The following is a 24,985-nucleotide window of genomic DNA, read 5'->3' as shown; positions in this document are numbered from 1 at the left end:
GCCTTTACCCCCCGCGGCCCGAACTCCCATCTGAAAGGAAAAGATGATGACGCTGCTGGTCATTGCCTATCTCGGAGGGGTGCTGACAATTCTCAGCCCCTGTATCCTACCCATTCTGCCCTTCGTTTTTGCGCGGGCGGGGCAACCGTTCGTACGCAGTAAACTCCCCCTCCTCGTCGGCATGGCGGCAACCTTTTCCGCGATCGCGACGCTCGCCGCAGTGGGCGGCAGCTGGGCCATCAACGCCAACGAATATGGCCGGCTTGCCGCTCTCGCGCTGCTCGCCGTCTTCGGCTTAGGGCTGATCTCGACGCGTGCTGCCAGCGTCATCAGCCGCCCGGTCGTCAAACTCGGCGACCGCCTTGCCAATGCCGCCGGGAAGCCGGGAGCTGTGCCGACTATCCTGGGTTCCCTGATGCTCGGCATCGCCACCGGCCTCTTATGGGCGCCCTGCGCCGGACCGATCCTTGGATTGGTGCTAACCGGTGCGGCCCTGAAGGGCGCCAATCTTGGGACCTACCTGCTGCTTGCCGCTTATGCCGCGGGTGCTGCGACCTCGCTTGCCGTCGCCATGGTCGTCGGAGGCCGGGTATTTGCGGCCATGAAGCGGTCCCTCGGTTTCAGCGAGCGGATCCGGCAAGGGCTTGGTACGGCGGTTCTTGCCGGGGTCGCCGTCATCGCGCTCGGGCTCGATACGGGCTTCCTGTCGCAGCTTTCCTACGCGAGCACAGCATCCTTCGAACAGCAGGTCCTCGATCGGCTACATACCGCCAAAGCCCCTGAGCAGAAGATCGCGAAGGCGGGCAAAGCCGACGCCCCGGCCACAGGCGCCAGCGCTGCGCCGTTCAGGTCGGAACTACCGGTTGAAGGCCGGGCCCCATCCCTCGATGGCGCCGTCGAATGGCTGAATTCACCTCCGCTCACGCGTGAACAACTACGCGGCAAGGTCGTGCTCATCGACTTTTGGACCTATTCCTGCATCAATTGCATCCGCACTATTCCTTATGTGCGTGCCTGGGCGGAGAAATACAGGGATCAGGGCCTCGTCGTCATCGGCGTCCACGCGCCCGAATTCGCCTTCGAAAAGAAAATCGACAATGTCAGGCAGGCCGTCGCCGGCTTCAAGATCGACTATCCGGTGGCAATCGACAATGATTACAAAATCTGGCGCGCCTTCGATAACAGCTATTGGCCGGCACATTACCTAATCGATGCCATGGGTCAGATCCGCTACCACCATTTCGGCGAGGGCAACTACCGGGAGACCGAGGAGGCGATCCAGGATCTGCTGCGCGAGGCCGGCAGCAGCGCTCCCGCCAGCGACACCGTGAGCCCCGAGGCAAACGGTGCTGAAGCCGGCGCGGATATCAGGCACATGCTCTCGGGTGAAACCTATATTGGTTACCGGCAGGCACAGAGCTTTGCGTCAAACGAGGCGATGCGTGCAGACACGCCCCGCGATTACTCCGTCGCGGCACCGGCCCTGAATGAATGGGGACTTTCCGGAAAATGGACCGTTGGCGCGGAAGCGGCTTCCCTTGATGTGGCAGATGGCGGCATAGTCTACCGTTTCAGCGCCCGTGACCTGCATCTGGTGCTTGGGTCTGATCGTGCCGGAAAACCGGTCCGTTTCCAGGTGAGCATCGACGGCCACCCGCCGGGTGCGGACCATGGAGACGATACGGATGCCGATGGCAATGGCGTCGTCACGTCAACCCGCCTTTACCAGCTCGTCCGCCAGTCCGGCACCGTTGAAGCCAGAACTTTCGCCATTCGCTTTCTGGATCCCGGCGTGCAGGCCTATGCCTTCACCTTCGGCTGACCCCGATTTTCTTTCCACCCACAGGAACACCAAAGGAGAAACATGATGCACCACCGTCTTATGCCAAAATTTGCAATCGCCGTCGCAACCGCCCTGATCGCTTTTGCCGCACAGGCAGCAGAGGTGAAGAATATCGTCATAGTTCATGGCGCGCTCGCCGATGGCTCGGGCTGGCGCAAGGCGACGGACATCCTCGAAAGCCGAGGCTTCAACGTCACGATCGTGCAGGAGCCCATTACCTCCCTTGCCGATGACGTCGCGGCAACAAACCGCGTCCTCGATCTTCAACAAGGCCCAAGCCTGCTGGTCGGGCACAGCTACAGCAGAATAGTGATTTCAGAAGCCGGTAACCGAGCGGACGTGGCAGGTCTCGTTTATGTCGCCGCCTTCCAGCCGGAGAAGGGCGAGAGCCTTCTCGACCTCGCCGGATCGAAACCACCGGCTGGCAACGGCATCAAGCAGACGAGTGATGGCGCATTCCTTTATCTCGATCCGGCCGCCTTTGCGCAGGATTTCGCAGCCGACCTGCCTCGTGAGGAAGCGGCTTTTATGTCAAAAAGCCAGGTCTTCGCTGCCAAGGGCGCCTTTGCCGCCAAGGTCGACGAACCAGCTTGGAAAACAAAGAAGAGCTGGTCGATCGTCGCAACGCAGGACAGGTCGATCAACCCTGATCTCGAGCGCGACATGGCAAAGCGCGCCGGCAGTACGGTGACCCAGATTGCGGCGAGCCACGCGGTCTTCGCCTCCCAGCCCGAAAAGGTCGCGGATGTCATCGAACAGGCCGCCCGGCAATCCTCAAAGTAAGCGCACCTCCGTAAGATCAAATGCAGTCGCCCCAGACACCGGGGCGGCTGTTTGCGTTGGAAGGGCGAGCCAAATGTATCAGTCTGTATCCGGAATGCGCCCTGCTACAAAACCATTCACATTCGCCTTCCTTGGGACACATCGAGGATACACGGACCCCGTTACCTGTCCGGCATCCAACACGGACAGGAGAGATATCAAATGACTTCCGAGATCAATTTCCAACGCCGCCGCTTCTTCGGCATTGCTGCAATGACGGTTGCCGCCATCGAATTCGGGGCCACAGGCCTTGCTCATGCCAAGGGCGAACCGCCTGCGCCTCAGCCGTCAACCGGACGCGACGGAGCGAACTCCTTTGGCGCCCTTAAGCAGGTTGAAGCGGGTGTACTCAGCGTCGGTTACGCAGAAGCCGGCCCCGCAGACGGCCCAGTCGTGCTGCTGTTGCACGGATGGCCTTATGACATCTACAGCTATGTTGATGTCGCACCTATCCTTGCTTCGGCAGGATATCGGGTACTCATCCCCTATCTGCGCGGATATGGCACGACCCGTTTTCTCTCGGACGAAACCGCCCGTAACGGGCAGCAGGCAGCACTTGCGGTCGACATGATCGCCTTTCTGGACGCGCTCGGCGTCAAACAGGCCATAGTGGCTGGATATGACTGGGGCGCACGCACTGCCGACATCATGGCGGCACTCTGGCCAGAGCGTTGCACGGGCCTCGTGTCGGTGAGCGGTTACCTTATCGGCAGTCAGGAGATTAACAGGAAGCCGCTTCCGCCCAAGGCGGAACTCTCGTGGTGGTACCAGTTCTATTTCGCGACTGAACGCGGCCGTGCGGGCTATGCCGCAAACACCCGCGACTTCGTTCGCCTGATCTGGCAGACGGCATCTCCGACCTGGAAATTCAGCGACGAGACCTTTGATCGTTCCGCTCCCGCATTCGACAACCCCGACCATGTGGCGATCACTATCCATAATTACCGCTGGAGGCTGGCACTGGCCGAAGGCGAAGCCAAATATGACGATTACGAGCGCCAGCTTGCAAAATTTCCGGTCATCACCGTTCCGACGATAACGCTGGAAGGTGACGCCAATGGCGCGCCGCATCCGGACCCTTCCGCCTATGCGTCGAAGTTTTCTGGCAAGTACCAGCACCGCAATATCAGCGGCGGCATCGGTCATAACCTTGCGCAGGAGGCGCCGGAGGCATTTGCCAAGGCGGTTCTTGACCTCGCAAAGCTTTAGGCTTGCCGAAGCCCGCGAACCGTTGTCTTACTTCCTGTGACAGAGGATGACGCGGTAGCGGGCCACTCGAATTGTCCGGACGACGAAGGCACCCAATGGAACATATCGATCACATTCTTGTTGTCGACGACGACAGGGAAATCCGGGAACTGGTCTCCAGCTACCTGAAGAAGAACGGCTTGCGCACTACAGTTGCGGCCGACGGACGACAGATGAGAAGTTTTCTCGATGGTAACGCCGTCGATCTGATCGTGCTCGACGTGATGATGCCCGGCGATGACGGGCTGGTTCTCTGCCGAGAGTTGCGGGCCAGCAAGCACAAGGCCACGCCGGTGCTGATGCTGACCGCACGCGATGACGAGATGGATCGGATCATCGGGCTCGAAATGGGCGCCGACGACTATCTGTCGAAACCCTTTGCGGCCCGGGAGCTTCTCGCACGCATCAAGGCCATCCTGCGCCGCACCCGAATGCTGCCTCCCAATCTGCAGATCAGCGAGGCGGGACAGCTCCTGACCTTTGGTGATTGGCGTCTCGACACGATGGGCCGCCACCTGCTCGACAGGGAGGGCACCACAGTGGCCCTGAGCGGCGCTGAATACCGGCTTCTCAGGGTCTTCATCGATCATCCCCAGCGCGTCCTCAACCGCGACCAGCTCTTGAATCTCACCCAAGGACGCGATGCCGAGATCTTCGACCGGTCGATCGATCTTCTCGTGAGCCGCGTGCGCCAGCGGCTGGGGGATGATGCGCGGGAACCAACCTACATCAAGACGGTGCGAGCGGAGGGTTATGTCTTTTCGGTACCGGTGGAGATTTCGGAGCCAAGGACATGAACGGTCGGCACCTGCTTGTCGGCTGGTGGCCACGCTCGTTGCGAGCGAGACTCTTTCTCATCCTGTTCGCCGGCCTCGCCGTTGCCTATGGCCTGTCATTCAGCATCCTTTTTGCCGAACGATACATGTCGGCCAAGGCGGTCATGCTCGGCACGCTGGAGCAAGACCTTGCGGTATCGATTGCCATCGTCGACCGCCTGCCTGCGGGTGAGCGGGCCGACTGGGTCAATCGTCTCAGCCGCAGCAACTATCAAATCGTCCTTGGGCCCGGCCTTCCCGGCGTTTCCGACTTGTCCGGACGCGGCGCGGAAATCGCTCAGAGGATCGAGGAAGCGGTGGGACACAGGTTTCCCGTCAGGGTCGAGTCCATTCCCGGTGACGGCAAGAGGCTTCAGGCACATCTGACGTTATCTGACGGTTCGCCGTTGACGATCGATGTTACCCCACGCGGCGTGATGCCTTTGGCGGAATGGCTGCCTTATGTCTTCGCTGCGCAAATGGTGGTTCTCCTGCAGCTCACCTGGCTTGCGGTGCGGCAAACGACCCGGCCCCTCAGCGCGCTTGCTGCGGCAGCGGAAGCGCTCGATCCGGCCGAGAAGGGTTTGCCGATGAGCGAGAACGGCCCAAGCGAAGTTGCCCATGCCGCCCGCGCTTTCAACGCCATGCGTGATCGCGTCGCGCAATATCTCGAAGAACGCGTCCAGATTCTGGCGGCGATCTCGCACGACCTGCAGACACCCATTACCCGCATGCGATTGCGGGCCGATATGGCCGACGAAACGCCGGAAAAGGAAAAACTGGTCAGTGACCTGCGTGAAATCGAACGTCTGGTGCAGGACGGAATCGCTTATGCGCGCAGCGCTCACGGCAATGGCGAGAAAGCATCGCGTATCGACCTGGCTTCCTTCCTCGACAGCATCGCATACGACTATCAGGATACCGGAAAGGCCGTCACGGTCTCCGGCATCGTTCGCGGCACGGCGTCGACCAAGCCGCATGCATTGCGCAGAATATTGACGAACTTCATAGATAACGCCCTCAAATTTGCCGGTGGCGCCGAAATCACGGTGGACCGGCGCGCTGACGGCCGCGTGGTCATAACCGTGCTGGATCGCGGACCGGGTATTCCTGACCAGATGCTGCAAAATGCCATGCAACCCTTCTTCCGAATTGAAACGTCGAGGAATCGCGATACCGGCGGAACAGGTCTCGGACTTGCGATTGCGCAACAGCTCGCCGGAACGATCGGCGGCTCGGTGCGCCTCTATAACAGGCAGGGTGGCGGGCTCGCGGCCGAAGTGACCTTTCCCTGAGGAAGGCAGCCGGTGATACTGTCGGCCGCTACGTTTCGATACAGTTTCGCAATTTCCAGAAACATGCCGGATACGCTGATCCGTCACAACGCTCCTATCAGAAGACGCCGCAGCAGCGGCATAATGAAAAGGAGCCTCCCATGACCAAGATCGAGACTGTTCTTTATACCGGCAAGACCCACACGACCGGTGGCCGTGACGGATCGGCGCAAAGCGAGGACGGTGCGCTCGGCATCAAGCTCTCGCCTCCGGGCAGCGGCAAGCCGGGCACGAATCCCGAGCAGCTTTTTGCCGCCGGCTGGTCGGCATGTTTTATCGGCGCCATGACAAAGGCGGCGGCAAGACACCAGCTCCGGCTTCCGGCCGATACCGCCGTCGATGCGGAAGTCGATCTCGGCACGACGGGCGGTGAGTTCTTCCTGCAGGCTCGTCTGTCGATCAGTCTGCCCGGCATCGACCGCGCCGCCGCGCAGGCCATCATCGAGGATGCTCACCAAATCTGCCCATATTCGAAGGCAACCAGAGGCAATATCGATGTTTCGCTCAAGCTCGCTTAAGCCTGTTGTTTCCGCCCGTGCGTTCGTCATCGCCGTCGTGTTCGCGGCGATATTTGCGGCGCCGTGCATCTATGACGCAACATCCAATGAAGCCTCGCCGCTTGCAGGGTTTCTAAGCGTCGTTTCAGCAATGTAGAGCGCACGGAAACGGCTCGGGCCTGCCATAGCCGTTTCCGCCTTTGCCCGTTCTCACCCCAAGCGGAGCATACGAGACGTGCCCCGGCGGTGACCGGCTTCACCAAATCTCCTTTCCAATCTTGATTGAGGTCAGATCCATGCGATCGATTGAACACATCTATGTCGACGGTAAATTTGTAATGCCTGACGGCAACGAACGTCTGGAACTTTTCAATCCGGCGACGGAACAGAAAATCGGCGATGTGCGGCTTGGCAACGCTGATGACGTCAATGCTGCGGTGGCCGCCGCAAAACAGGCGTTTCCCGCAATGGCTTCATCCAGCAAGGCAGAGCGCATCGATATGCTGCGGAGCTTGCGCGACGCAATTTCAGCGCAACCGGACCCCCTCGCCCAAGCCATGACCGAGGAATACGGAGCACCGGCCTATTTTACGGCCTTCTCAGTTCAGAACACCGCGTCGATTTTCGATGTGATGGCTGAAACCGTGGCAAAGTATGACTTCGACCGGGTTGCAGGCAAAAGCATGGTCAATATGCTGCCGCGCGGCGTTATGGCAGCGATAACCCCGTGGAACAGCAATTTCGGATTCATCGCCACGAAGCTTGCACATGCGATCGGATCCGGTTCGACCCTTGTCATCAAGCCAGCCGAGCAGAGCGCGTGCCAGACGGATATCCTCGTCAGAAGACTGCATCAGGCCGGGCTGCCGGCAGGGATCCTCAACGTCGTCAACGGCACGGGTCCGGTGGTCGGCGCGGCACTGACGCAACATCCCGACGTGGCAACCATCAGCTTTACGGGTTCGACCCAGGCAGCGAAAATCATTCAGCGTGCTGCAATCGACGGCATGAAGAGAGTGATACTGGAACTAGGAGGTAAAGCGCCCACTATCATTCTGCCGGATGCCGATCTCGACAAGGCAATCCCTGTCGCCCTAATGTCAGGCTTTGCAAACAGCGGCCAGGCCTGCGTCGCGGGCACCCGCATCCTCGCACCACGCTCCCGACTCAGCGAGATTTCCGAGCGACTGAGGACGCAGACTGAAAAATTAAAGGTCGGGGACGGCCGTGATCCGGAGGTTCAGATCGGGCCACTCGCCAGCCTTGCCCAGTGGGAGAGGATTCAGGCCTATATCCGGCTTGGTATCGAAGAAGGCGCCACGCTTCTGACAGGCGGAGCGGGGCGACCGGCTGGATTTGAAAAAGGATGGTTCGCCCGCCCGACAATCTTTGCCGATGTAAGGAACGACATGCGCATCGCGCGTGAAGAAATCTTCGGTCCTGTCCTATGCCTTCTCGCCTATGACGATGAAGATGAGGCCGTCGAGATCGCCAATGACAGCGATTATGGACTGCAGGCCTATGTGCTGGGATCCGACCTCCGGCATGCCGAGCGAATAGCCGCAAGGCTGTTGGTTGGTCGTGTCGTGATCAACAGCGCTCCCCATGATCCCCGCGCGCCCTTCGGAGGCTTCAAACAATCCGGTATCGGCAGGGAAATCGGCACCTTCGGCCTCGACGGCATGCTCGAACCGCGCGCCGTTCTGACGCCATAAGCCCAAAGGTCCAGCGCGTCGCCAACGTCCGAGGGCTTTGTATCCGCAGGTGTCAGCTGGGCGAAATGCAACGTTGGGTGACGCAAAAGCGGGCCAAAGGAAACAGCCGGGATACGATCAACACATACCAGTTCCGGCCCGAAATGGGCGCGAAACCCATCAGATGGAGATAAATATGACCGACATCATCACCCCTGCAAAAAGAGGCCCCACAACCGCCATCGCCCTTGGGTCTGCCATGGCTATCCTCATCGCCTTCACGCCAGCTATTGCTGTCGAGAGCGGCAAACCACATCAATCCGACACTGCACCCGACGATGACGGCATCCGGCCGTTCCAGATCCGTGTTGAGCAATCACAGCTTGACGACCTAAAGACCAGGATCAGGAATTCACGCTGGCCGGACAAGGAAACCGTGGGCGATATCTCCCAGGGCATTCAGCTGGCGCGGGTTCAGGACCTCGTTCAATATTGGGGCGGCGATTATGACTGGCGGAAAGCCGAGAAAGAACTGAACGCGTTCCCGCAGTTCATCACCAGGATCGATGGCGTCGACATTCACTTCATTCACGTCCGCTCGCGCCATCCCAACTCCCTGCCTGTCATCCTCACCCATGGCTGGCCAGGTTCAATCTTCGAATTCACGAAGGTTATCGGCCCACTGACGGATCCGACCGCTTACGGCGGCAAGGCAGAAGACGCATTCGACGTGATCATTCCCTCCATCCCCGGTTATGGTTTTTCAGGCCACCCGACCGATCTCGGCTGGGGACCGGAGCGCGTCGCTCACGCATGGGATACCCTTGTGAAACGACTGGGCTACACTCGTTATGTCTCCCAGGGCGGCGACCATGGTTCGGTCATTTCAGATGCGCTCGCACGCCAGGCTCCAAAGGGTCTGCTTGGCATTCACCTTAATATGCCGGCCACCGTTCCCGGAGCGCTGATGAAGGGTATCAACAGCGGTGATCCGGCACCGGCCGATCTTTCGACACCCGAACTAAATGCCTATAATGCGCTGCAGGAGTTTTTCGGCCGGAACGCGGCCTATGGCGCCATGATGGTGACACGACCTCAGACGATCGGATATTCGCTCTCCGATTCCCCCAGCGGCCTTGCATCGTTCATCTATGAGAAGTTCGTGCAGTGGAGCGACAGCAATGGTGAGCCCGAAAACGTGCTTTCCAGAGACGAAATGCTCAATGACATCACGCTCTACTGGTTGACCAGCAGCGGCGCGTCCGGCGCGCGCTTCTACTGGGAAAACAACAATAACAACTTCAGCGCGGACGCCCAGAAGACCCGGGACATCAAAATCCCCGTCGGCATCACGGTTTTCCCGAAAGAGATTTATCAGGCACCCGAGAGCTGGAGCAGGCAGGCCTATCCGTCACTCACCTATTATCATCAGGTGGATCACGGCGGACACTTCGCAGCCTGGGAGCAGCCCGATATTTTCTCGCGTGAGGTTCGGGACGCTTTCAGGAAGCTGCGCTAAGAGCCGTTACGTTAGAAGCGCGTCCCCCGGGCCGCGCTTCATCGCTATATTGCCCGGTTTAGCCCTAGGCATTTCAGCAGGAAAAAAGCCGTCCCTCGACAGACATCGAGGAACGGCTTTCCCTATATGAGGCAGAGACGTTTCAGGCCGCGACGGCGATCCGTCCGGCCATCCATTGATCCAGCGACGATCGGAGCATCGATCTGGGAACGGCGTCAGTGGATGCAATCGAGATCAGGTGTTTTGCCGCGTCGATTGCCATCGCGCTTCCGATCGGCAGGCGATTATCTTCGCAGAACTCGTTCAAAACCTTGCGGATCGACAGAAGCGATACTGCTTCGTTGGTCATATCGGATCTCCACCTTGATAGCGACGCTACGCCAATAGATGGAGAGGTGTTATGTCCGGAGTTTTCCAAAGAGGCCTGGAAATGGTACCGGCATGTAGCTTGACCGGTTTCAGATACAATAGGCTACTGCTGACGACGGCGACCGAATGGTCCGGTCGGCAATTCGGTTTCGTGACGTGACTGAGCTGTCCCCCGCCCTGCGTCGACCCGATTTTCCGCATCGGCCTGGCGGGGGAGAGGAAGCTCAAGCTGAATATTCTCCATCTCGGGCAGGCTTGCGATGCCGTCCCGAAGGGCAAGGTCTTCATAAGATGGCTTGAACGGCATCGAAATCTCCTACTTACGAGAAATTGGCCGCCACCCGCTTCTGCAGGTAGGGGCCGTTTACACGATCAGCCCTTCACGTAGGCCAGCAGATCGGGATTGATGATGTCGGCATGGGTTGTCAGCATGCCATGCGGATAACCCTTGTAAACCTTCAGCGTGCCGTTTTTCAGAAGCTTGACTGACAATTCGGCCGAATCCGCGATCGGCACGACCTGGTCGTCATCGCCGTGGAGAACGAGCGTCGGCACCGTGATCGCCTTCAGGTCCTCGGTCTGATCGGTTTCGGAAAAGGCCTTCACGCCGTCATAATGGGCCTTTGCGCCACCCATCATGCCCTGACGCCACCAGTTCTGGATGACACCGGGATAGATTTTGGCGTCCGGACGGTTGAAACCGTAGAACGGACCGGTCGGCACGTCGAGGAAGAACTGGGCGCGGTTCTCGGCCACGCCCTTGCGGAAGCTGTCGAAGACTTCGATCGGCAGGCCACCGGGATTGGAAGGCGTCTTCAGCATCAGCGGCGGAACGGCGGAGACGAAGATGGCCTTGGCGACCCGGCCCTGCGGTTCGCCGAATTTGGCGACATAACGTGCGACTTCACCGCCGCCCGTCGAGTGACCGATATGAACCGCATTCCTGAGATCGAGGTGTTCGGCAACGGCGGATGCGTCGGCGGCATAATGATCCATGTCGTGGCCGTCGCTAACCTGTTGCGAACGGCCGTGGCCGCGGCGGTCATGCGCCACCACGCGGTAACCGTTCTGAACGAAGAACAGCATCTGTGCATCCCAGTCGTCGGAGGACAGCGGCCAGCCGTGATGGAACACGATCGGCTGGGCATCCTTCGGACCCCAGTCCTTGAAATAGATTTCGACGCCGTCCTTGGTCTTTACGAATGATTCGGTCATTGGAAATGTTCCTTCGTTGCGGGATGGGATGGTTTTTGAAAATGCGGGCGACGGCACGGCCATCGCGGTGGAAAGCACGGCGCCGGCCAGCAGGACATGCCGTCTGGAAATCGCGAGCTCGATGGGATTGTCGGTCATTTCGTTTTCCTGCCCGGCTTCAGCGCGCGCGGCGGGTGGTTTCGAACAGGAACCAGGTGCGGCGCTCCGTTTCGTCGATCCAGTTTTCGATCAGGCTGGTGGTGGCGTGGTCATTGAGGTCGGAGGTCAGGCTGTGCGTCTGCCGCAGGATGGCGGTCAGCTGCTGGTTGTCCTCGCGCAGTTCGGCCAGCATATCCTCCGGCGTGACGAAGTCGGCGTCATTATCGAGGAGACGCTTGACGCGGGCGATATGGCCTATGGAGCGGATGGTTGTGCCGCCGATCTTGCGCGCCCTTTCGGCAATGTCGTCGGTCATTGTAAAGATCTGAGCGCCCTGTTCGTCCAGCAGCGTGTGATAGTCCCGGAAATGCGGTCCGGAAACGTGCCAGTGGAAGTTCTTGGTCTTGATGTAGAGCGTGAATACATCCGCTAGAAGCGCGGTCAGCGCAGCGGCGATGTCGCGGCTCGCCTCCGCTCCGAGATCGGTCGGCGTTGCGAGTGGAAGCTTGCGGTTCTTGGCAGCTGTGGTCGTGTCCATGATCGTTCTCCTTTGGCAATCGACCGCTCGTTGTTGAGCGCCCCTGTTGCGGCTGTCTGATCGGCACGGAGAATAGGAAGAAGAATGGGTCCGGAGAAATCGGCTGCTTGTACAGTCCAGCCGATACCTAAGTGTAGTTACGGCCAAGCCGGGCCTGCGATAGTTTCTGCCTGTCGCCCCCGCCCCAGGGCGATCGGCTCGCAGAAGCCAGAAACTCCGGTGTCCCCCTCCCCCGGAGCGCGGATCTCCCTCCCGATCCGCCAAGGCCGCCCCTGTTGCAGGAGGCGGCTTTTTTTCGTTCCAGTCGCGCGTCTGGAGGCAACCTATGCCTGAGTATTATGTTTACGCCCTCGCAGTTGCGTTAGCGTCACTCAACATGAGTATCGTCAATTCGCACAATCGAAGGAATCTCCAACATGGCAGAAGAACGACCGGAAGGTATTGAACGATACGATCATCCCGCCGGTGGCTGGGATGCATTGAAGGCCGTCGCGAAGACGCTCGCACATCAGCAGATCATTGCGCAGGGCACCATGACGCTGCTCAAGGCCAATCAGCCGGAGGGTTTCGACTGTCCCGGCTGCGCCTGGCCCGATCCCAAACACACCTCATCCTTCGAATTCTGCGAAAACGGCGCCAAGGCCATCACCTGGGAATCGACCGCGAAACGATCCGGGCCGGAGTTCTTCGCGCAGCATACGGTTTCCGAACTGTGGCAATGGACGGATCACAAGCTTGAGGATGCCGGCCGGCTAACCCTCCCCCTGCATTACAATGCCGCGAGCGATCGCTATGAGCCAATAGCCTGGGACGATGCCTTCCTTCTGATCGCGCAGGAACTCAACAGGCTCGATGATCCCAACAAGGCGGAATTCTACACCTCCGGCCGGGCGTCCAACGAGGCTGCGTTTCTCTATCAGCTTTTCGTTCGTGCCTATGGGACGAATAATTTTCCTGACTGTTCCAACATGTGCCACGAGGCCACCAGCGTTGGCCTTCCGCAGTCCATCGGCGTGGGCAAAGGCACGGTGACGCTGGAGGATTTCGATCATGCCGACGCGATCTTCAGCTTCGGCCACAATCCCGGCACCAACCATCCCCGGATGATGACGACGCTGCATAATGCCGCCAAACGCGGCGTACCGATCGTCGTCTTCAACCCGCTGAAGGAACGGGCGCTGGAACGCTTCGCCGCACCGCAGGACCCGATCGAAATGGCGACGCTGTCCTCGACGCCCATCGCCTCTGCCTACCATCAGCTCCGCACCGGCGGCGATCTCGCCGCGCTCAAGGGCATCATGAAAGCGGTTTTCGAGCTGGATGGCGAAAACCTTGATGCAGGTGGCGGCGGCGTGCTCGACCGAGCTTTCATCGAGGAACACACGACCGGTCTCGACGCGCTGCGCGCCGACATCGACGCGACCCCCTGGGACATCATCTGTTCCGTCAGCGGATTGACGAAAGAGGCGATTGAAAGCGCTGCCCGGATTTACGTGAACGCCTCTAATGTCATCATCTGTTACGGCATGGGCATCACGCAGCACGCCAAGGGTACCGGCAATGTGCAGCAGATCGCAAACCTGTTGCTGCTGCGCGGTAATATGGGCCGCCCCGGTGCCGGAATTGCGCCCATTCGCGGTCACTCCAACGTGCAGGGAGACCGCACTGTCGGCATCACCGAAATCCCGAACAAGGCGCTGCTCGACGGCATGGAGCGCGCTTTCGGTTTTCGCCCGCCCGCGGAGAAGGGCCATAATGCTATCGAAGCCATCGAGGCGATCATTGCCGGAAAATCCCGGGCGCTCGTCTGCCTTGGCGGAAACCTCGCCGTGGCCATGTCGGATACCGGCGCAACCTTCGAGGGCATGCGCAAACTCGATCTTGCCGTCCACATTGCAACAAAACTCAATCGTTCGCATCTTCTGACGGCAAAGACATCGCTGATCCTGCCCTGTTTCGGTCGCACCGATCTGGATACGCAGGCTTCTGGTGCGCAGGCCGTGACCGTCGAAGATTCGATGTCGATGGTGCATGCCTCGCGCGGCTTTCTCAACCCGCCAGGAGAGCTTGTTAGATCGGAGCCGGCCATCATTGCCGGCATTGCCAAGGCGACCATTGGAAACCGTTACGGAATTGACTGGGACGGGCTGATTGCCGATTACGACCGCGTCCGTGACAAGATCGAAGTGGTCTTTCCCGATTTTCGGGATTTCAACAGCCGCGTACGGGTGAAGGGCGGTTTCCGCCTTGATGTCGCGGCGTCCTTCCGTCGCTGGAATACGGAGAGTGGCAAGGCGAACTTCCTCGTCGCCGCTGGGCTTGAGGAAGATCCGCTCATCTCCAATCCGGACGCCCTCGTCCTGACCACCATCCGCAGCCACGACCAGTACAATACGACGATCTATGGCATGGATGACCGCTATCGCGGTGTCTTCGGTCGTAGGGACGTCATCTTCATGAACCGGCAGGATCTTGCCGAGCGCGGCCTGAAGGATGGCGATCGCATCGACATTCACGGCATCGGCGTAGAAAGCGCAGACAGACATCTCGTGCGGGGCTTTACCGCCGTCGAATACAATATCCCCAAGGGTTCGGCGGCCGGTTATTATCCGGAGATGAATGCGGTGGTGGCGCTTGGCCATTATGATCGCCTGTCCGGAACGCCCTCCTACAAGGGGGTTCCGATCACCATAAGCCCGGCGTCGACCTGACAAGCGCGAGACAGGCGCGCAAGGCGGCGGTCGCTGCGCGCTTTTCTTGCCGCTACCGGTGTCAACATCACGGAAACGTCGCCACTGGCCATCTTGCTTGGCCTGTGGATGCCGGTTCGTCTATGCAGATTTTTCGATTTAGCGCCGCACTGTTTTCCCGCTATCCTGATGCTTCGACGACGGGGCGACCAAGACCTATGTATAGGTCAGGTTGTGCTTAAAAACCCGTATTGTCTTCAAAAATCGCATCGGGGGAACAATGTCGATTGCATCAATGATGTTTCGTGCTCGCGAGCCGGAAGGCGGAGCGCATCATCTCGCCTTTGGCCTTGGGGCGCTGGCGCTGGCGGCCGCGGTATTTTACGTCGATACATATACCGACATAGAAGGCGCGATCGCGGTGCTTTATGTGATCACGGTCCTTTTGGCCGCACAGGCTCTGAGCTGGTCGGGACTGATCGCAATCTCCTGCATCTGTGCCATTCTTTCCCTTTTGTCCTATGCCGCGACGCACGCAGAGGACGCGGATTTTCAATCGGCCCTTCGATTGGTCGTCGCCCTTGCCGCACTTGCCGTCACGACCATTCTGCTTCTGAAAACGGAAACCGCGCGGCTGGCGATGTTGTCTGCCAACGCAGCGCTGAAGGAAAGCGAGGAACGCTATCGATCGATTTTTGATCGCACGCGCGTTGCACTCTGGGAGCGGGACTATTCGAAGCTCCACACCCTGTTGATGGGCCTCAAGCAGCAGGGCATCACCGACATGCACGCCCATGCACGCGCCAATCCGGGTTTTGCGCAGAAATGCATCGATCTCATCACGGTCGTTGCTTCCAACGAAGCCGGCAAGGAAATGCTCGGCTACGACTCCTCGATCCGCGGCACCCTCCAGCAATCGATCGTTTCATCCGCCGGCAAGTTCGTTGATGTGTTGCAGGCGATTATCGACAACCGGCGTGTCTTTGAAGACAAGGTTATGGTGCGCACCGAAAGCGGCGAAGACAAGCTGGTTCTTCTTTCCATCAGTTTCCCTGCGGAAGCGGCGTCCTTCAACCGCGTCGTGGTCAGCATGGTGGATATCACCCAACGCGAAATGGAGCTGAAGGCGCTGGCAGAAGCACAGGCGGAACTGACAAAGGCTTCCAAGGCGGCGGCTGTCGGCGCCATGTCTGCATCGCTCTCCCACGAGTTGAACCAGCCGCTCGGCGCCATCATCGTCAATGCCCAGACATTGCTGCGCTGGCTCGATCGCGATCCGCCCGATCTCGCGGCCGCCCGCCGCTCAGCCGAACGCATGATCCGCGACGGCCAGAGGGCCAGTGACATCATCCAGAACACGCGTAGCCTGCTCGCCCATACGAGCGGCAAAGTGGAGACCTTCGACCTCGATGAATTCATCGATGAAACACTCAGCCTTCTCGAACATGAGCTGGAACGCAGCGGGACCACGGTCCATGTGGAAAAACAGCCCACACCGCCGATAACGGCCGTCAGGATCGAATTGCAGCAGGTTCTCATCAACCTCTTCACCAATGCCATTCAGGCCATGGACGAGGCAGGCATCGGCAATCGCACCATCACGGTACTGAAGGAACGTAAAGACAGCGACAATATTCGGATTGCGGTTCGCGACAATGGGCCTGGTTTCCCGCTTCAGATGAAAGACAAGCTGTTTTCACCCTTTTTCACGACGAAGGAGACGGGAATGGGCATGGGGCTTTCCATATGCCGCACCACATTGGAAGCACGGGGCGGCAGGCTCACCGGTGACAATCACCCTCTCGGCGGGGCGGTCTTTACCATTTCCATGCCGATCAGCCAGGAGATGGAACATGCCTGAACCACGCAAGACAACGAAGGAGCCGCCCTCACCCGTCGTCTTCATCGTCGATGACGACGTGTCGATGCGGGAAGCCCTGACCGATCTTTTCCGCTCCATGAAATTCGACGTCGAAGCCTTCGACAGCGCCGCCGCTTTCCTAGAAAAAGCCAATCTGAACCGGCACGGCTGCCTGCTGCTGGACGTGCGGCTTCCGGGCACAAGCGGTCTTGATTTCCAGATGCAGCTGGAACGCGTGGGTAACAGGATGCCGATCATTTTCATGACCGGCTTCGGTGATATTCCAATGAGCGTGCGAGCAATGAAAGCGGGAGCCGTCGATTTTCTGACCAAGCCGTTCAAGGAACAGGACATTCTGGATGCCGTCGCGCAGGCGATGGAGCGGGATGCGTCACGACGACGCGAAAGCGCCCAGAACGAGGCTGTCAGCTCTCTTGCCGATCAGCTGACCCCAAGGGAGCGCGAGGTCATGGGCGCTGTTGTCCGCGGCCTGATGAACAAACAGATCGCTTATGAACTCGGTATCAGCGAGGTCACCGTGAAATTGCACCGGGGCAATGTCATGCGCAAAATGGAGGCCAGATCGGTCGCCGACCTCGTGCGTAAAGCGGAACTGATCGGCGAGAAGCTCCGACCACCTGTATCTTAGTATGGTATCTTTCAAAGGGGCCTGAGGGCATAGAGGAAGAAAGATAACAGAAAAGGTCGCTTTCATTGCCCCCCGTTCCCGTCATTGCCGTCGTCGACGACGATCCAGCCATCCGTGAAGCGATGGATGATCTCATCATATCCTTCGGTTACGAATGCCGCCTGTTTGCTTCTGCCGAAGAATTCCTGGAATCGAAGCAGCAGGCGGGCATCGACTGTATCGTCGTGGATGTAAAAATGCCCGGTCTGTCCGGCATCGAACTGCAGAGCGAGCTGAACCGACGCGGCAGCCATCCGCCGATGATCTTCGTAACCTCCTACGAGGATGAGCGAACCCGGAATGCTGCCCTGAGCGGTGGCGCTCTGGCCTTTCTTCGCAAGCCGGTCAATATCGGCAAGCTGATCGGATGCCTGGAATCCGTTCTCAATCCGCAGCCCTGACCGCAGCGTGCCGCTCGGCCGCAATAGGGCGACTGGACCACCTTCCATCGCGCTGACCGCTCCCGCCTGACGAACATCCGTGACGACTTCATGCTCAGACGCCCTGCCGTCCGAGCATATTTTGCCGTTGAGCAAATGCCTTTCGGCAGTTGTCCTGCCGCCAACACCTTCCGCTATACGAACTAGACCTCAGTATAGATGCTGGCGCCGTCATCCCGCCGTAGCCTTTGTCCCAGTCAAGCGCCTCCCTACCGGACGGCCCTTGCGACACCATCACCCATTTTGTGGAGCAGGGTATGACCTCCATCAGTCAGAATGCAGACAGGCGCGAACCTCATCATCTCAAAGTCGCAATGGTGCTGGCATTGGGTGCGGTCGCGGTGCTCGGTGGCAATGCTCTCCTGATCAGGAATACCGAACCGGTGCTTGCAGCCTCCGAAGAGGTCGCATTGGCGAGCGGCTTCCGCATCTTCACGCCGCAGACGATTGGCGGGCTCGCCGGACTTTCCGCCCCCGTGGCGGCCGACAGCAATGCGCGTGAAGGCGTGGCTGTTCCGGCGATTGACAGGACGTCCTGCGTCGCCACTCGCGCCGCCCAGAAGACGGACCGGCACGACACGTTCGATCCCAGAGCCTTCTGTCAGTTGCAGCACCGCCTCTTCAATGCCGAGCTGATCGACCGCATCGCGGTGCTCCAGCTCGCATCACAACTCCACCCTATCGACACCTCGTCCCAACTCGCCATGAACAAGGAGTTCTGAAATGGAAACGTTGACCAGACGCGCAGTCCTCGCAATCGGCGCTGTCGGCGGCACCGCCCTTGCCGCCAGCACGGCAGGAGCAGCATCGTTCGGCAATCCCGATCAGCCCGCCGAGGGAGCAATCAATGCCAATGCCGCCGGCCTTAGCGATCCCGGCCCGAAGAACCCTGCAATCAACGACCAGTTCCCTTCTTTCCAGAGCCCACCGGCGACCGATGTCGGCGACATGCAGCTTTTCTGGGGCTCGTTCAACAACGCCGCCAAACGTATCCAGAACGGCGGCTGGGCCCGCCAGGTGACCAAGTCGGATTTCGCGATTTCGGATGCCGTCTCGGGCGTCAACATGCGGCTGGGACCGGGCGGCATTCGCGAGATGCACTGGCACCGGGCGGCAGAATGGGCGATCGTGACCAACGGGCGTTGCCGCATCACCGTGCTCGATACGCAGGGTCGCGCCTATGTGCAGGACGTCGAGGCTGGTGATCTTTGGTATTTTCCTGCCGGCTATCCCCATTCGCTGCAAGGGCTTGGGCCTGACGGATGCGAATTCGTCATCGTGTTCGATGAGGGCGACCAGTCCGAATACGGCACCTTGCTGCTGACCGACTGGCTGGCGCATACCTCACCCGAACTGCTGGCCAAGAATTTCGGGGTCGCGCCGGACGTCTTCCGCAACATTCCGCTGCAGAATCTCTGGATCTTTCAGGGCAAGGAGCCGGGACCGCTCTCCAGTGATCAGGAAGCCGTTGCCGGAGCCGGTCTCCCTCCTTTCCCCTTCACCTACAAACTCGGGACATCAAAACCGCTGAAGGAAAACGCAGCCGGCGTCATTCGCCTTGCGGATAGCAGCGCCTTCACCGTTTCCAAAACCATTGCCGCCGCCATCGAAACCATCAGGCCGGGCGGCGTGCGTGAAATGCACTGGCACCCCAATGCGGACGAATGGCAATACTGGATCAAGGGTGAAGGCCGGATGACCGTGTTCGACGCGGGGCCACGCAGCCAGACCGCCGATTTCCGTGCCGGCGATATTGGTTACGTGAAAAGAAGCCAGGGCCACATCATCGAAAACACCGGGAAGACCGATCTGCAATTCGTCGCGGTCTTCAAGGCTGCCGAATACCAGGAGGTCAGCCTCTCATCCTGGCTAACGCACACCCCGCCGGCGCTGGTGGCGCAGCACCTGAACGTTAGCATTGAGGATGTGGCGAAATTTCCCGCCAACCAGCCTGCGATCATGCCCGGCTGAAAATATTGACCGGCGTTTCGGCAGACCCGATCCGCCGGGAGTTCCGCACCAATACAAAACTCGAAAGACAGGAACGGGCCATGAAACCATTGACAATCCGGATCGCCGGCGGCTCGCTTGCCGGCATCTTTACGGCAATATTGCTTCAGGAGGACGGGCACGATGTAAGAGTGTACGAACGCTCATCCTCCGGCCTTGCCGGGCGTGGCGCGGGACTGGTGCCTCAGCAGGACCTGTTTGAGGTTCTCGGCCAGATCGGCTGCGAAGACGTCGCCCATGTCGGTGTGGTCGCGAAGGAACGCATCTACCTCGATGCTGGTGGCCGCGTGGCCCAGCGCCAATACACGCCGCAGATGCAGGTATCGTGGGACTACCTCTTTGAGCGCGTATCCTCGCGCCTCCTTGCCGGCACCTATCGTCTCGGCCATCATGTCAACGCGGTTCTTGAACGTCCCGAAGGGGTGATACTGTCCTTCGCCGACGGCACGGACGAGCGCGCCGATCTGGTAATCGGCGCGGATGGTTTGGGTTCGGCAATCCGGAGTGCCGTCAACCGTCATTCGGAAAATGCCTATGCAGGCTATGTCGCCTGGCGAGGGCTGATCCCCGAAACGAAATTGCCTGCCGATGCAGCCCTGCTGCTGGAACGTTTCGCCTTCTACATCGCCCCTGGAATTCATGTTCTCGGTTATCTTGTGCCCGGGCCACTTGGCGAAACGCGGCAGGAACAGCGGCGCTACAACTGGGTCTGGTATCGCCCGACAGCGACGGATGAGCTTGCTCGAACCTTCACCGGCCGTGACGGCAGGCTTTTCCAACATTCCTTGCCGCGCGGCGAACTGTCGGAGAACCGCCGAAAGCAATTGCGCGAAGACGCCTTTTCGCTTCTGCCGCCACAATTGGCGCTCGCGGTGGAAGCGGAGGAAAACCCATCCATCCAGGGTATCTTTGACTATGAAGCCGAACAGATGGTGTCGCAGCGTATCGCGCTGGTCGGAGATGCCGCCTTTGTCGTCCGTCCTCACACGGCCATGGGCGTCTCCAAGGCCGCGGGCGACGCAATGGCGCTGCGCGATGCCCTGCGGCAAACGGGGAATCTGCCCGGTGCCCTCTCTCACTATCAGAGAGCCCGCCTGCCGGTGGGCAGGTCCATTGCCGCCTATGGACGGCGGCTCGCCGAAACCGCGATGTAAACACGGGTCAAAAATCAGCAACACTCCCGCCTTGCTTCACTCCACCTTTGCGCTACGCTTGCACAGGGATTTTTCAATGGAGGGACTGAGGCATGTGCAATAGCTGCGTGATCGAGAACGTGAAACGAAACATGCTGTCACGGCGTCTGCTGTTCAAGGGCGCTGTCGCCGGCGTGACGGCCATGGCGGCGGGCAGCCTCGCGGCCCCGGTGCTGGCACAATCACCCCGGCAGATCATCGATCTCACCCATAGCTACGATTCCACCTTTCCCACATTCGACGGCAAACCGGGAATAGAGTTCGAGTGGGCGGAAGAGATCGCCAAGAGCGGATATCAGCTTCACAAGCTCACGATCTACGAACATACGGGCACACATATCGATGCACCGTTCCACTTCAGCGCCAGCGGCGCGAGCGTCGATCAGCTGGAACCGCAGAAACTTGTCGCGCCGCTGGTCATCATCGACATCACCGACCGCGCGAAGGATGATGCCAATTCCACGGTTGAAGCCAAAGATATCGAGCGCTGGATTTCTGCAAATGGCGACATACCGGCAGGTGCAATCGTGGCTTTGCGCTCCGGCTGGGCCGCGAAAGTGAAGTCCCCGTCATTCCGAAATGACGACGCCGGAAAATTCGCCTTCCCCGGTTTCGGCAAATCCGCAACCGACCTTCTGCTTGAGCGCGATACGGTCGCTATCGGCGTCGACACGCTTTCGCTGGACCCCGGCAACTCCGCGGATTTCGCCGTGCATAATTCCTGGCTCCCGGCGGGTCGATACGGGATCGAAGGCCTGAACAACCTCGAGGCTCTGCCGGTCAAGGGCGCGACCATAATCGTCGGCGCACCGAAACATCGCGGCGGAACGGGTGGGCCGGCGCGTATCCTGGCTCTGGTCTGATAGCTGCACATCCGACAAGAGCAACCGGTGGGTGCCGGCGCATGAACTCCGACTGAATAGTCTCTTCAGCTTCCGTTCCAACGGGACCGTCTAAAACAAAGACGTTCAACCGCGGTCCCATCCGCCTGAGGAGACAAGTCATGATCCGGAAGTCTTTCATTGCAAGCGCACTCGTTGCTCTCGTTGGCCTCTCTGCCGCAGTGCCCGCCATGGCCAATGATGTGCGCATCGAACAATATGGCTGGTCCAACTCTGCCGGCGGCGCACAGGAAGGTTATGGCAACCGGATCCGCACCTACCAGAACGGCGGCTACAACCGGATCGTCGGACACCAGTATGGTCGTCACAACCTTTCGGCTGTCGGTCAGGAAGGGCATGACAATTATGGCTCCACCTACCAGAACGGCAGCCGCAACGTGGCCGGCATCGGGCAGTTCGGCTCCAATCACACCACCATCCTGACCCAGGACGGCAACGGCAACATTGCGGCCGGTGTTCAGGTTGGCCGCGGCTGCAGCGCCAATGTGAACCAGGGCGGTAACGACAATGTCGCAGCCTTCGTGCAGGCCTGCCCATAAGCGGCTGCGCGATGACGTGAAACTGGCCTAGATCGGAACATCAGATCATCAGGGAGACAAGCCATGCCCCATAATGCCAGACATCCACGCCGCCTGGCGACAATCCTTGCAGCTGCCCTGCTTCCTTTCGGCGCCGTTGCGGCCATATCGACCGCAAAGGAACCGGCCGACGGGCAGTTCTGCGAGATCAAGGCAACACCGCAAGCGGGCATGGTCAAGCTGGAGGCCGTTGCCAAGGGTGATGCCAGTGCCGGCGGGACTTACGCTTTCCACGTCGAAAAATCAGGCGGCGCCGGTAGTTCCGTCATCAACCAGGGTGGCGACTTCAACGCCGCGGCCGGACGATCGCAGCTGTTAAGTTCGGTGACGCTCGATGCGAAGGGAGCCCGCTACAAGGCGGTGCTCGATCTCGTGATCGATGGCAGGAACTATAGCTGCACGAAGCAGATCGGCAGTGACTAAGTTACCGCACGCCTCCGACTTTACCAAGAGGGCGCCCGTTCAGGCGCCCTTTTCTTTTGCGCGCACCGAGTGACTGAACGCGATGTGAATGGGTAATTCCGATCGGGTTCAGTTGCGGGATGCGATTATGGATCATCGGCAAGGCGCTGACAGATGGAGATAAGAATGACCCGCAACATATTGAAACTTCTTACCGTTATCCTGCTTGTCGGTGGCCTTACGCCGCTCGGATTTGCAGCGCCCGCCCATGCCGGCGGCCGTATCTCCTTCGATCTTGCACCCGGCAACAGCGCTGATGGCGACCTGCTTTCGACCGGGCTGCGCGCCTATTCGCTTTACCGCAACTTTAGGGATGCCGACATAAAGCAGTTGGGCCGTGGCAATGCGGCGGGCATCGCCCAGAATGGCGGCGGCAATCTCGGCTTTATCCGGCAACGCGGCAACGGCCATTCCGCGACGCTGCAGCAGAATGGCAACAACAATGCCTATGGCATTTTCCAGTATGGGCGCAACACAGAAACCAATGTGGTTCAGGATGGGGATAATGGCAGCGGGCTGACATTCAGTTACGGCTGGTAAATAGCAACGATGCGCGCGCGGCCTGATCCGGCATGTACTTCCCCCAAGCGTCAGTCCAGCCTTCGCAGGAAAGCGGCAGCCTTCGCCCTCAGATCGTGGCGAATGTCCTCGCTCATGCGGGCCCAGGTGGCGTAGGGTTGCGCCAGACGGTGATTGGATTTCAGCCTGTCACGATTGCGCGCAAGAAAATCCCAATAGAGAGCGTTAAATGGACAGGCTTTCTCTCCCAGCCGCTCCTTGGGATCGTAACGGCAGGCACCGCAATAATCTGACATGCGGTTGATGTAGTTTCCGCTGGCAGCGTAGGGTTTAGTGCCGAGAAAGCCACCATCGGCGAACTGGCTCATGCCGATGACGTTTGGCAGTTCAACCCATTCATAGGCGTCGGCATAAACTTCGAGATACCATTGATGGACGGCCTTCGGATCGATGCCAGCCAGAAGCGCGAAATTACCTGTGATCATCAGACGCTGGATATGGTGAGCATAGGCGTGCTCGATGGTTTCCGTGATAACGGTGGCCATACAGTTCATGTGCGTCTTGCCGGACCAGTAAAAACCCGGCAGCGGCCTGTCGTTTCCGAAGAAGTTGCTGTCGACATAGTCCGGCCCGGCAAACCAGTAGATACCGCGCATATATTCCCGCCAGCCTATGATCTGTCGAATAAAGCCTTCTGCGGCATTGAGAGGCGCCCCGCCGTCAAGATAGGCCCGCTCGACCCGCTGGCAGACCTCCAGCGCATCAAGCAATCCGCAATTGATGTAGAACGATAAAAGCGAGTGATTGAGAAAAGGATCGTCCTGCAACATGGCGTCCTGCGTTGCGCCAAAATTTGGAAGGAAATCGTCGATAAAGGACGCCAGGACGCGCTCGGCTTCTTTATGAGTGACCGCAAAGCCGAAGTTTTTCAGCGTGCCGAAATTGTTGGGAAACATCCGCGCGACAGTATCAATCACTTCCCTCGTCACCTCGTCCGGCTCGAAGACGGGATGTCTGGGTCTCAACAGGTCGGGCTTTGCCGGATTGCGGTTCTCCGCATCAAAATTCCAGCGACCACCGACCGGTTCGTCACCCTGCATCAGCAGCCTGGTCTTTCGCCGCATCTCACGATAGAAATATTCCATCGTCAGGCTTTTCCGGCCTTCGGCCCAGCGCTGAAACTCCTCGTGGGTGGCAAGGAAGCGCCTGTCGGGTCTGATATCGACCGGAAGGTCGAAGGCGGCTGCGAGCGCCTCTAGTTCCGACTTGACGCGCCATTCGCCTGCTTGCGTGACGCATATCCCTGACGGACTTAACTCGGCAATGGCCCGCGCGATCTCACCGGTGAACGATCCCGCATTGCACTCGTCATCAATCCTCGTGTAACGCACCCTGTATCCAGCATCGCGCAACTCGAACGCGAAATGGCGCATGGCGGAAAAAATGAAGGCGATCTTCTTTTTGTGGTGCCCGACATAGGTGGCCTCGGCCATCACCTCACAGAGCAGAATTGTATCAAGCGCCGTGTCCGCCCCCTCCAGCGACGAGATCGTGTGGGACAATTGATCGCCGAGGATCAGGATCAGTCGGGACAATGGCGGTTTCCTTCA

At 59.4% G+C, this 24,985-nt stretch carries 24 protein-coding genes; 19 read left to right on the top strand and 5 right to left on the bottom strand.

The features are described from left to right. Positions 1–46 precede the first annotated feature (46 nt). The 8 genes from ACFVTJ_RS18930 to ACFVTJ_RS18895 all read left to right on the top strand — a co-directional run bounded on the left by ACFVTJ_RS18930 (position 47) and on the right by ACFVTJ_RS18895 (position 9,772). The gene (locus ACFVTJ_RS18930) at positions 47–1,822 is read left to right on the top strand and encodes a cytochrome c biogenesis protein DipZ (protein WP_386910018.1); all 1,776 of its coding nucleotides are present in this window, start codon (positions 47–49) and stop codon (positions 1,820–1,822) included. A 45-nt stretch (positions 1,823–1,867) separates the two neighbouring features. Further along, on the top strand, positions 1,868–2,626 hold the full coding sequence (locus ACFVTJ_RS18925) for an alpha/beta hydrolase (protein WP_386910016.1): 759 nt from the start codon (positions 1,868–1,870) through the stop codon (positions 2,624–2,626). Between the two features lie 201 nt (positions 2,627–2,827). Further along, positions 2,828–3,874, top strand: a complete 1,047-nt coding sequence (locus ACFVTJ_RS18920; protein ID WP_386910014.1) for an alpha/beta fold hydrolase — start codon at positions 2,828–2,830, stop codon at positions 3,872–3,874. Positions 3,875–3,969: 95 nt separating this feature from the next. Continuing rightward, positions 3,970–4,710: a response regulator gene (locus ACFVTJ_RS18915; protein WP_386910012.1), complete on the top strand. Its 741-nt coding sequence runs from the start codon at positions 3,970–3,972 to the stop codon at positions 4,708–4,710. Beyond that, positions 4,707–6,023 (top strand): sensor histidine kinase, encoded by a 1,317-nt coding sequence (locus tag ACFVTJ_RS18910; RefSeq protein WP_386910010.1) that lies wholly within the window; start codon positions 4,707–4,709, stop codon positions 6,021–6,023. Before ACFVTJ_RS18915 ends, ACFVTJ_RS18910 begins: the two co-directional genes overlap by 4 nt. Before the next feature lie 140 nt (positions 6,024–6,163). Continuing rightward, positions 6,164–6,580, top strand: coding sequence for an organic hydroperoxide resistance protein (locus ACFVTJ_RS18905; RefSeq protein ID WP_386910009.1), 417 nt, complete (start codon positions 6,164–6,166; stop codon positions 6,578–6,580). 275 nt (positions 6,581–6,855) lie between these two features. Beyond that, positions 6,856–8,274: an aldehyde dehydrogenase family protein gene (locus ACFVTJ_RS18900; protein WP_386910007.1), complete on the top strand. Its 1,419-nt coding sequence runs from the start codon at positions 6,856–6,858 to the stop codon at positions 8,272–8,274. Positions 8,275–8,449: 175 nt separating this feature from the next. Then, on the top strand, positions 8,450–9,772 hold the full coding sequence (locus tag ACFVTJ_RS18895; RefSeq protein ID WP_386910005.1) for an epoxide hydrolase family protein: 1,323 nt from the start codon (positions 8,450–8,452) through the stop codon (positions 9,770–9,772). A 142-nt stretch (positions 9,773–9,914) separates the two neighbouring features. Here ACFVTJ_RS18895 and ACFVTJ_RS18890 read toward each other — a convergent pair whose 3' ends face one another. The 4 genes from ACFVTJ_RS18890 to ACFVTJ_RS18875 all read right to left on the bottom strand — a co-directional run bounded on the left by ACFVTJ_RS18890 (position 9,915) and on the right by ACFVTJ_RS18875 (position 12,032). After that, the gene (locus tag ACFVTJ_RS18890; protein WP_386910003.1) at positions 9,915–10,121 is read right to left on the bottom strand and encodes a hypothetical protein; all 207 of its coding nucleotides are present in this window, start codon (positions 10,119–10,121) and stop codon (positions 9,915–9,917) included. Positions 10,122–10,244: 123 nt separating this feature from the next. Next, the gene (locus tag ACFVTJ_RS18885) at positions 10,245–10,448 is read right to left on the bottom strand and encodes a hypothetical protein (protein ID WP_386910001.1); all 204 of its coding nucleotides are present in this window, start codon (positions 10,446–10,448) and stop codon (positions 10,245–10,247) included. Positions 10,449–10,513: 65 nt separating this feature from the next. Then, a complete protein-coding gene (locus ACFVTJ_RS18880; protein ID WP_386910000.1) occupies positions 10,514–11,494 on the bottom strand; it encodes an alpha/beta fold hydrolase in 981 nt (326 codons plus the stop codon). Positions 11,495–11,513: 19 nt separating this feature from the next. Next, positions 11,514–12,032, bottom strand: a complete 519-nt coding sequence (locus ACFVTJ_RS18875; RefSeq protein WP_386909998.1) for a Dps family protein — start codon at positions 12,030–12,032, stop codon at positions 11,514–11,516. A gap of 416 nt (positions 12,033–12,448) precedes the next feature. Here ACFVTJ_RS18875 and ACFVTJ_RS18870 point away from each other — a divergent pair, with 416 nt between their 5' ends. The 11 genes from ACFVTJ_RS18870 (at position 12,449) to ACFVTJ_RS18820 (ending at position 23,396) form a co-directional block, all read left to right on the top strand. Next, on the top strand, positions 12,449–14,743 hold the full coding sequence (locus tag ACFVTJ_RS18870) for an FdhF/YdeP family oxidoreductase (RefSeq protein ID WP_386909996.1): 2,295 nt from the start codon (positions 12,449–12,451) through the stop codon (positions 14,741–14,743). Positions 14,744–15,002: 259 nt separating this feature from the next. Further along, positions 15,003–16,583, top strand: coding sequence for a sensor histidine kinase (locus ACFVTJ_RS18865; protein ID WP_386909994.1), 1,581 nt, complete (start codon positions 15,003–15,005; stop codon positions 16,581–16,583). Then, complete coding sequence (locus ACFVTJ_RS18860) at positions 16,576–17,232, top strand: response regulator transcription factor (protein WP_386909992.1); 657 nt, start codon at positions 16,576–16,578, stop codon at positions 17,230–17,232. The genes ACFVTJ_RS18865 and ACFVTJ_RS18860 overlap by 8 nt, the downstream gene beginning before the upstream one ends. Positions 17,233–17,297: 65 nt before the next feature. Further along, positions 17,298–17,672 carry a response regulator transcription factor gene (locus ACFVTJ_RS18855; RefSeq protein ID WP_386909990.1) on the top strand — a complete coding sequence of 125 codons (375 nt, stop codon included), beginning with the start codon at positions 17,298–17,300 and terminating at the stop codon, positions 17,670–17,672. Positions 17,673–17,968: 296 nt separating this feature from the next. Beyond that, positions 17,969–18,433, top strand: coding sequence for a hypothetical protein (locus tag ACFVTJ_RS18850; protein ID WP_386909988.1), 465 nt, complete (start codon positions 17,969–17,971; stop codon positions 18,431–18,433). A 1-nt stretch (position 18,434) separates the two neighbouring features. Beyond that, complete coding sequence (locus ACFVTJ_RS18845; RefSeq protein WP_386909986.1) at positions 18,435–19,682, top strand: oxalate decarboxylase family bicupin; 1,248 nt, start codon at positions 18,435–18,437, stop codon at positions 19,680–19,682. 80 nt (positions 19,683–19,762) lie between these two features. Then, positions 19,763–20,875 carry an FAD binding domain-containing protein gene (locus ACFVTJ_RS18840; RefSeq protein ID WP_386909984.1) on the top strand — a complete coding sequence of 371 codons (1,113 nt, stop codon included), beginning with the start codon at positions 19,763–19,765 and terminating at the stop codon, positions 20,873–20,875. 92 nt (positions 20,876–20,967) lie between these two features. Beyond that, positions 20,968–21,777 carry a cyclase family protein gene (locus tag ACFVTJ_RS18835; protein ID WP_386909982.1) on the top strand — a complete coding sequence of 270 codons (810 nt, stop codon included), beginning with the start codon at positions 20,968–20,970 and terminating at the stop codon, positions 21,775–21,777. Positions 21,778–21,917: 140 nt separating this feature from the next. Next, positions 21,918–22,355, top strand: a complete 438-nt coding sequence (locus ACFVTJ_RS18830) for a curlin (RefSeq protein ID WP_386909980.1) — start codon at positions 21,918–21,920, stop codon at positions 22,353–22,355. Positions 22,356–22,418: 63 nt separating this feature from the next. Beyond that, positions 22,419–22,817, top strand: a complete 399-nt coding sequence (gene csgH, locus ACFVTJ_RS18825; protein WP_386909978.1) for a curli-like amyloid fiber formation chaperone CsgH — start codon at positions 22,419–22,421, stop codon at positions 22,815–22,817. A gap of 165 nt (positions 22,818–22,982) precedes the next feature. Continuing rightward, positions 22,983–23,396, top strand: a complete 414-nt coding sequence (locus ACFVTJ_RS18820; RefSeq protein ID WP_386909976.1) for a curlin — start codon at positions 22,983–22,985, stop codon at positions 23,394–23,396. A 50-nt stretch (positions 23,397–23,446) separates the two neighbouring features. On the opposite strand, the gene phrB is transcribed toward ACFVTJ_RS18820, so the two are convergent. Beyond that, on the bottom strand, positions 23,447–24,970 hold the full coding sequence (gene phrB, locus ACFVTJ_RS18815) for a (6-4)DNA photolyase (RefSeq protein ID WP_386909975.1): 1,524 nt from the start codon (positions 24,968–24,970) through the stop codon (positions 23,447–23,449). Positions 24,971–24,985: the final 15 nt, after the last annotated feature.

It is taken from the genome of Agrobacterium sp. NPDC058088, from assembly GCF_042885035.1.
GTDB lineage: Bacteria > Pseudomonadota > Alphaproteobacteria > Rhizobiales > Rhizobiaceae > Agrobacterium.
The sequence above is the reverse complement of the archived record's forward strand: the minus strand, read 5'-3'. Positions and strand labels throughout refer to the sequence as shown.

What these genes read in the sequence shown, in the direction of transcription:
- ACFVTJ_RS18830 (WP_386909980.1), top strand. Translation starts at nt 21,918, where the DNA reads ATGATCCGGAAGTCTTTCATTGCAAGCGCACTCGTTGCTCTCGTTGGC.
- ACFVTJ_RS18840 (WP_386909984.1), top strand. Translation starts at nt 19,763, where the DNA reads ATGAAACCATTGACAATCCGGATCGCCGGCGGCTCGCTTGCCGGCATC.
- ACFVTJ_RS18890 (WP_386910003.1), bottom strand. Translation starts at nt 10,121, where the DNA reads ATGACCAACGAAGCAGTATCGCTTCTGTCGATCCGCAAGGTTTTGAAC.
- ACFVTJ_RS18905 (WP_386910009.1), top strand. Translation starts at nt 6,164, where the DNA reads ATGACCAAGATCGAGACTGTTCTTTATACCGGCAAGACCCACACGACC.
- ACFVTJ_RS18925 (WP_386910016.1), top strand. Translation starts at nt 1,868, where the DNA reads ATGCACCACCGTCTTATGCCAAAATTTGCAATCGCCGTCGCAACCGCC.
- ACFVTJ_RS18870 (WP_386909996.1), top strand. Translation starts at nt 12,449, where the DNA reads ATGGCAGAAGAACGACCGGAAGGTATTGAACGATACGATCATCCCGCC.
- ACFVTJ_RS18835 (WP_386909982.1), top strand. Translation starts at nt 20,968, where the DNA reads ATGTGCAATAGCTGCGTGATCGAGAACGTGAAACGAAACATGCTGTCA.
- ACFVTJ_RS18885 (WP_386910001.1), bottom strand. Translation starts at nt 10,448, where the DNA reads ATGCCGTTCAAGCCATCTTATGAAGACCTTGCCCTTCGGGACGGCATC.
- ACFVTJ_RS18880 (WP_386910000.1), bottom strand. Translation starts at nt 11,494, where the DNA reads ATGACCGACAATCCCATCGAGCTCGCGATTTCCAGACGGCATGTCCTG.
- ACFVTJ_RS18915 (WP_386910012.1), top strand. Translation starts at nt 3,970, where the DNA reads ATGGAACATATCGATCACATTCTTGTTGTCGACGACGACAGGGAAATC.
- ACFVTJ_RS18910 (WP_386910010.1), top strand. Translation starts at nt 4,707, where the DNA reads ATGAACGGTCGGCACCTGCTTGTCGGCTGGTGGCCACGCTCGTTGCGA.
- ACFVTJ_RS18865 (WP_386909994.1), top strand. Translation starts at nt 15,003, where the DNA reads ATGTCGATTGCATCAATGATGTTTCGTGCTCGCGAGCCGGAAGGCGGA.
- ACFVTJ_RS18850 (WP_386909988.1), top strand. Translation starts at nt 17,969, where the DNA reads ATGACCTCCATCAGTCAGAATGCAGACAGGCGCGAACCTCATCATCTC.
- ACFVTJ_RS18930 (WP_386910018.1), top strand. Translation starts at nt 47, where the DNA reads ATGACGCTGCTGGTCATTGCCTATCTCGGAGGGGTGCTGACAATTCTC.
- ACFVTJ_RS18820 (WP_386909976.1), top strand. Translation starts at nt 22,983, where the DNA reads ATGACCCGCAACATATTGAAACTTCTTACCGTTATCCTGCTTGTCGGT.
- ACFVTJ_RS18920 (WP_386910014.1), top strand. Translation starts at nt 2,828, where the DNA reads ATGACTTCCGAGATCAATTTCCAACGCCGCCGCTTCTTCGGCATTGCT.
- ACFVTJ_RS18900 (WP_386910007.1), top strand. Translation starts at nt 6,856, where the DNA reads ATGCGATCGATTGAACACATCTATGTCGACGGTAAATTTGTAATGCCT.
- ACFVTJ_RS18860 (WP_386909992.1), top strand. Translation starts at nt 16,576, where the DNA reads ATGCCTGAACCACGCAAGACAACGAAGGAGCCGCCCTCACCCGTCGTC.
- ACFVTJ_RS18875 (WP_386909998.1), bottom strand. Translation starts at nt 12,032, where the DNA reads ATGGACACGACCACAGCTGCCAAGAACCGCAAGCTTCCACTCGCAACG.
- ACFVTJ_RS18845 (WP_386909986.1), top strand. Translation starts at nt 18,435, where the DNA reads ATGGAAACGTTGACCAGACGCGCAGTCCTCGCAATCGGCGCTGTCGGC.
- ACFVTJ_RS18895 (WP_386910005.1), top strand. Translation starts at nt 8,450, where the DNA reads ATGACCGACATCATCACCCCTGCAAAAAGAGGCCCCACAACCGCCATC.
- csgH (WP_386909978.1), top strand. Translation starts at nt 22,419, where the DNA reads ATGCCCCATAATGCCAGACATCCACGCCGCCTGGCGACAATCCTTGCA.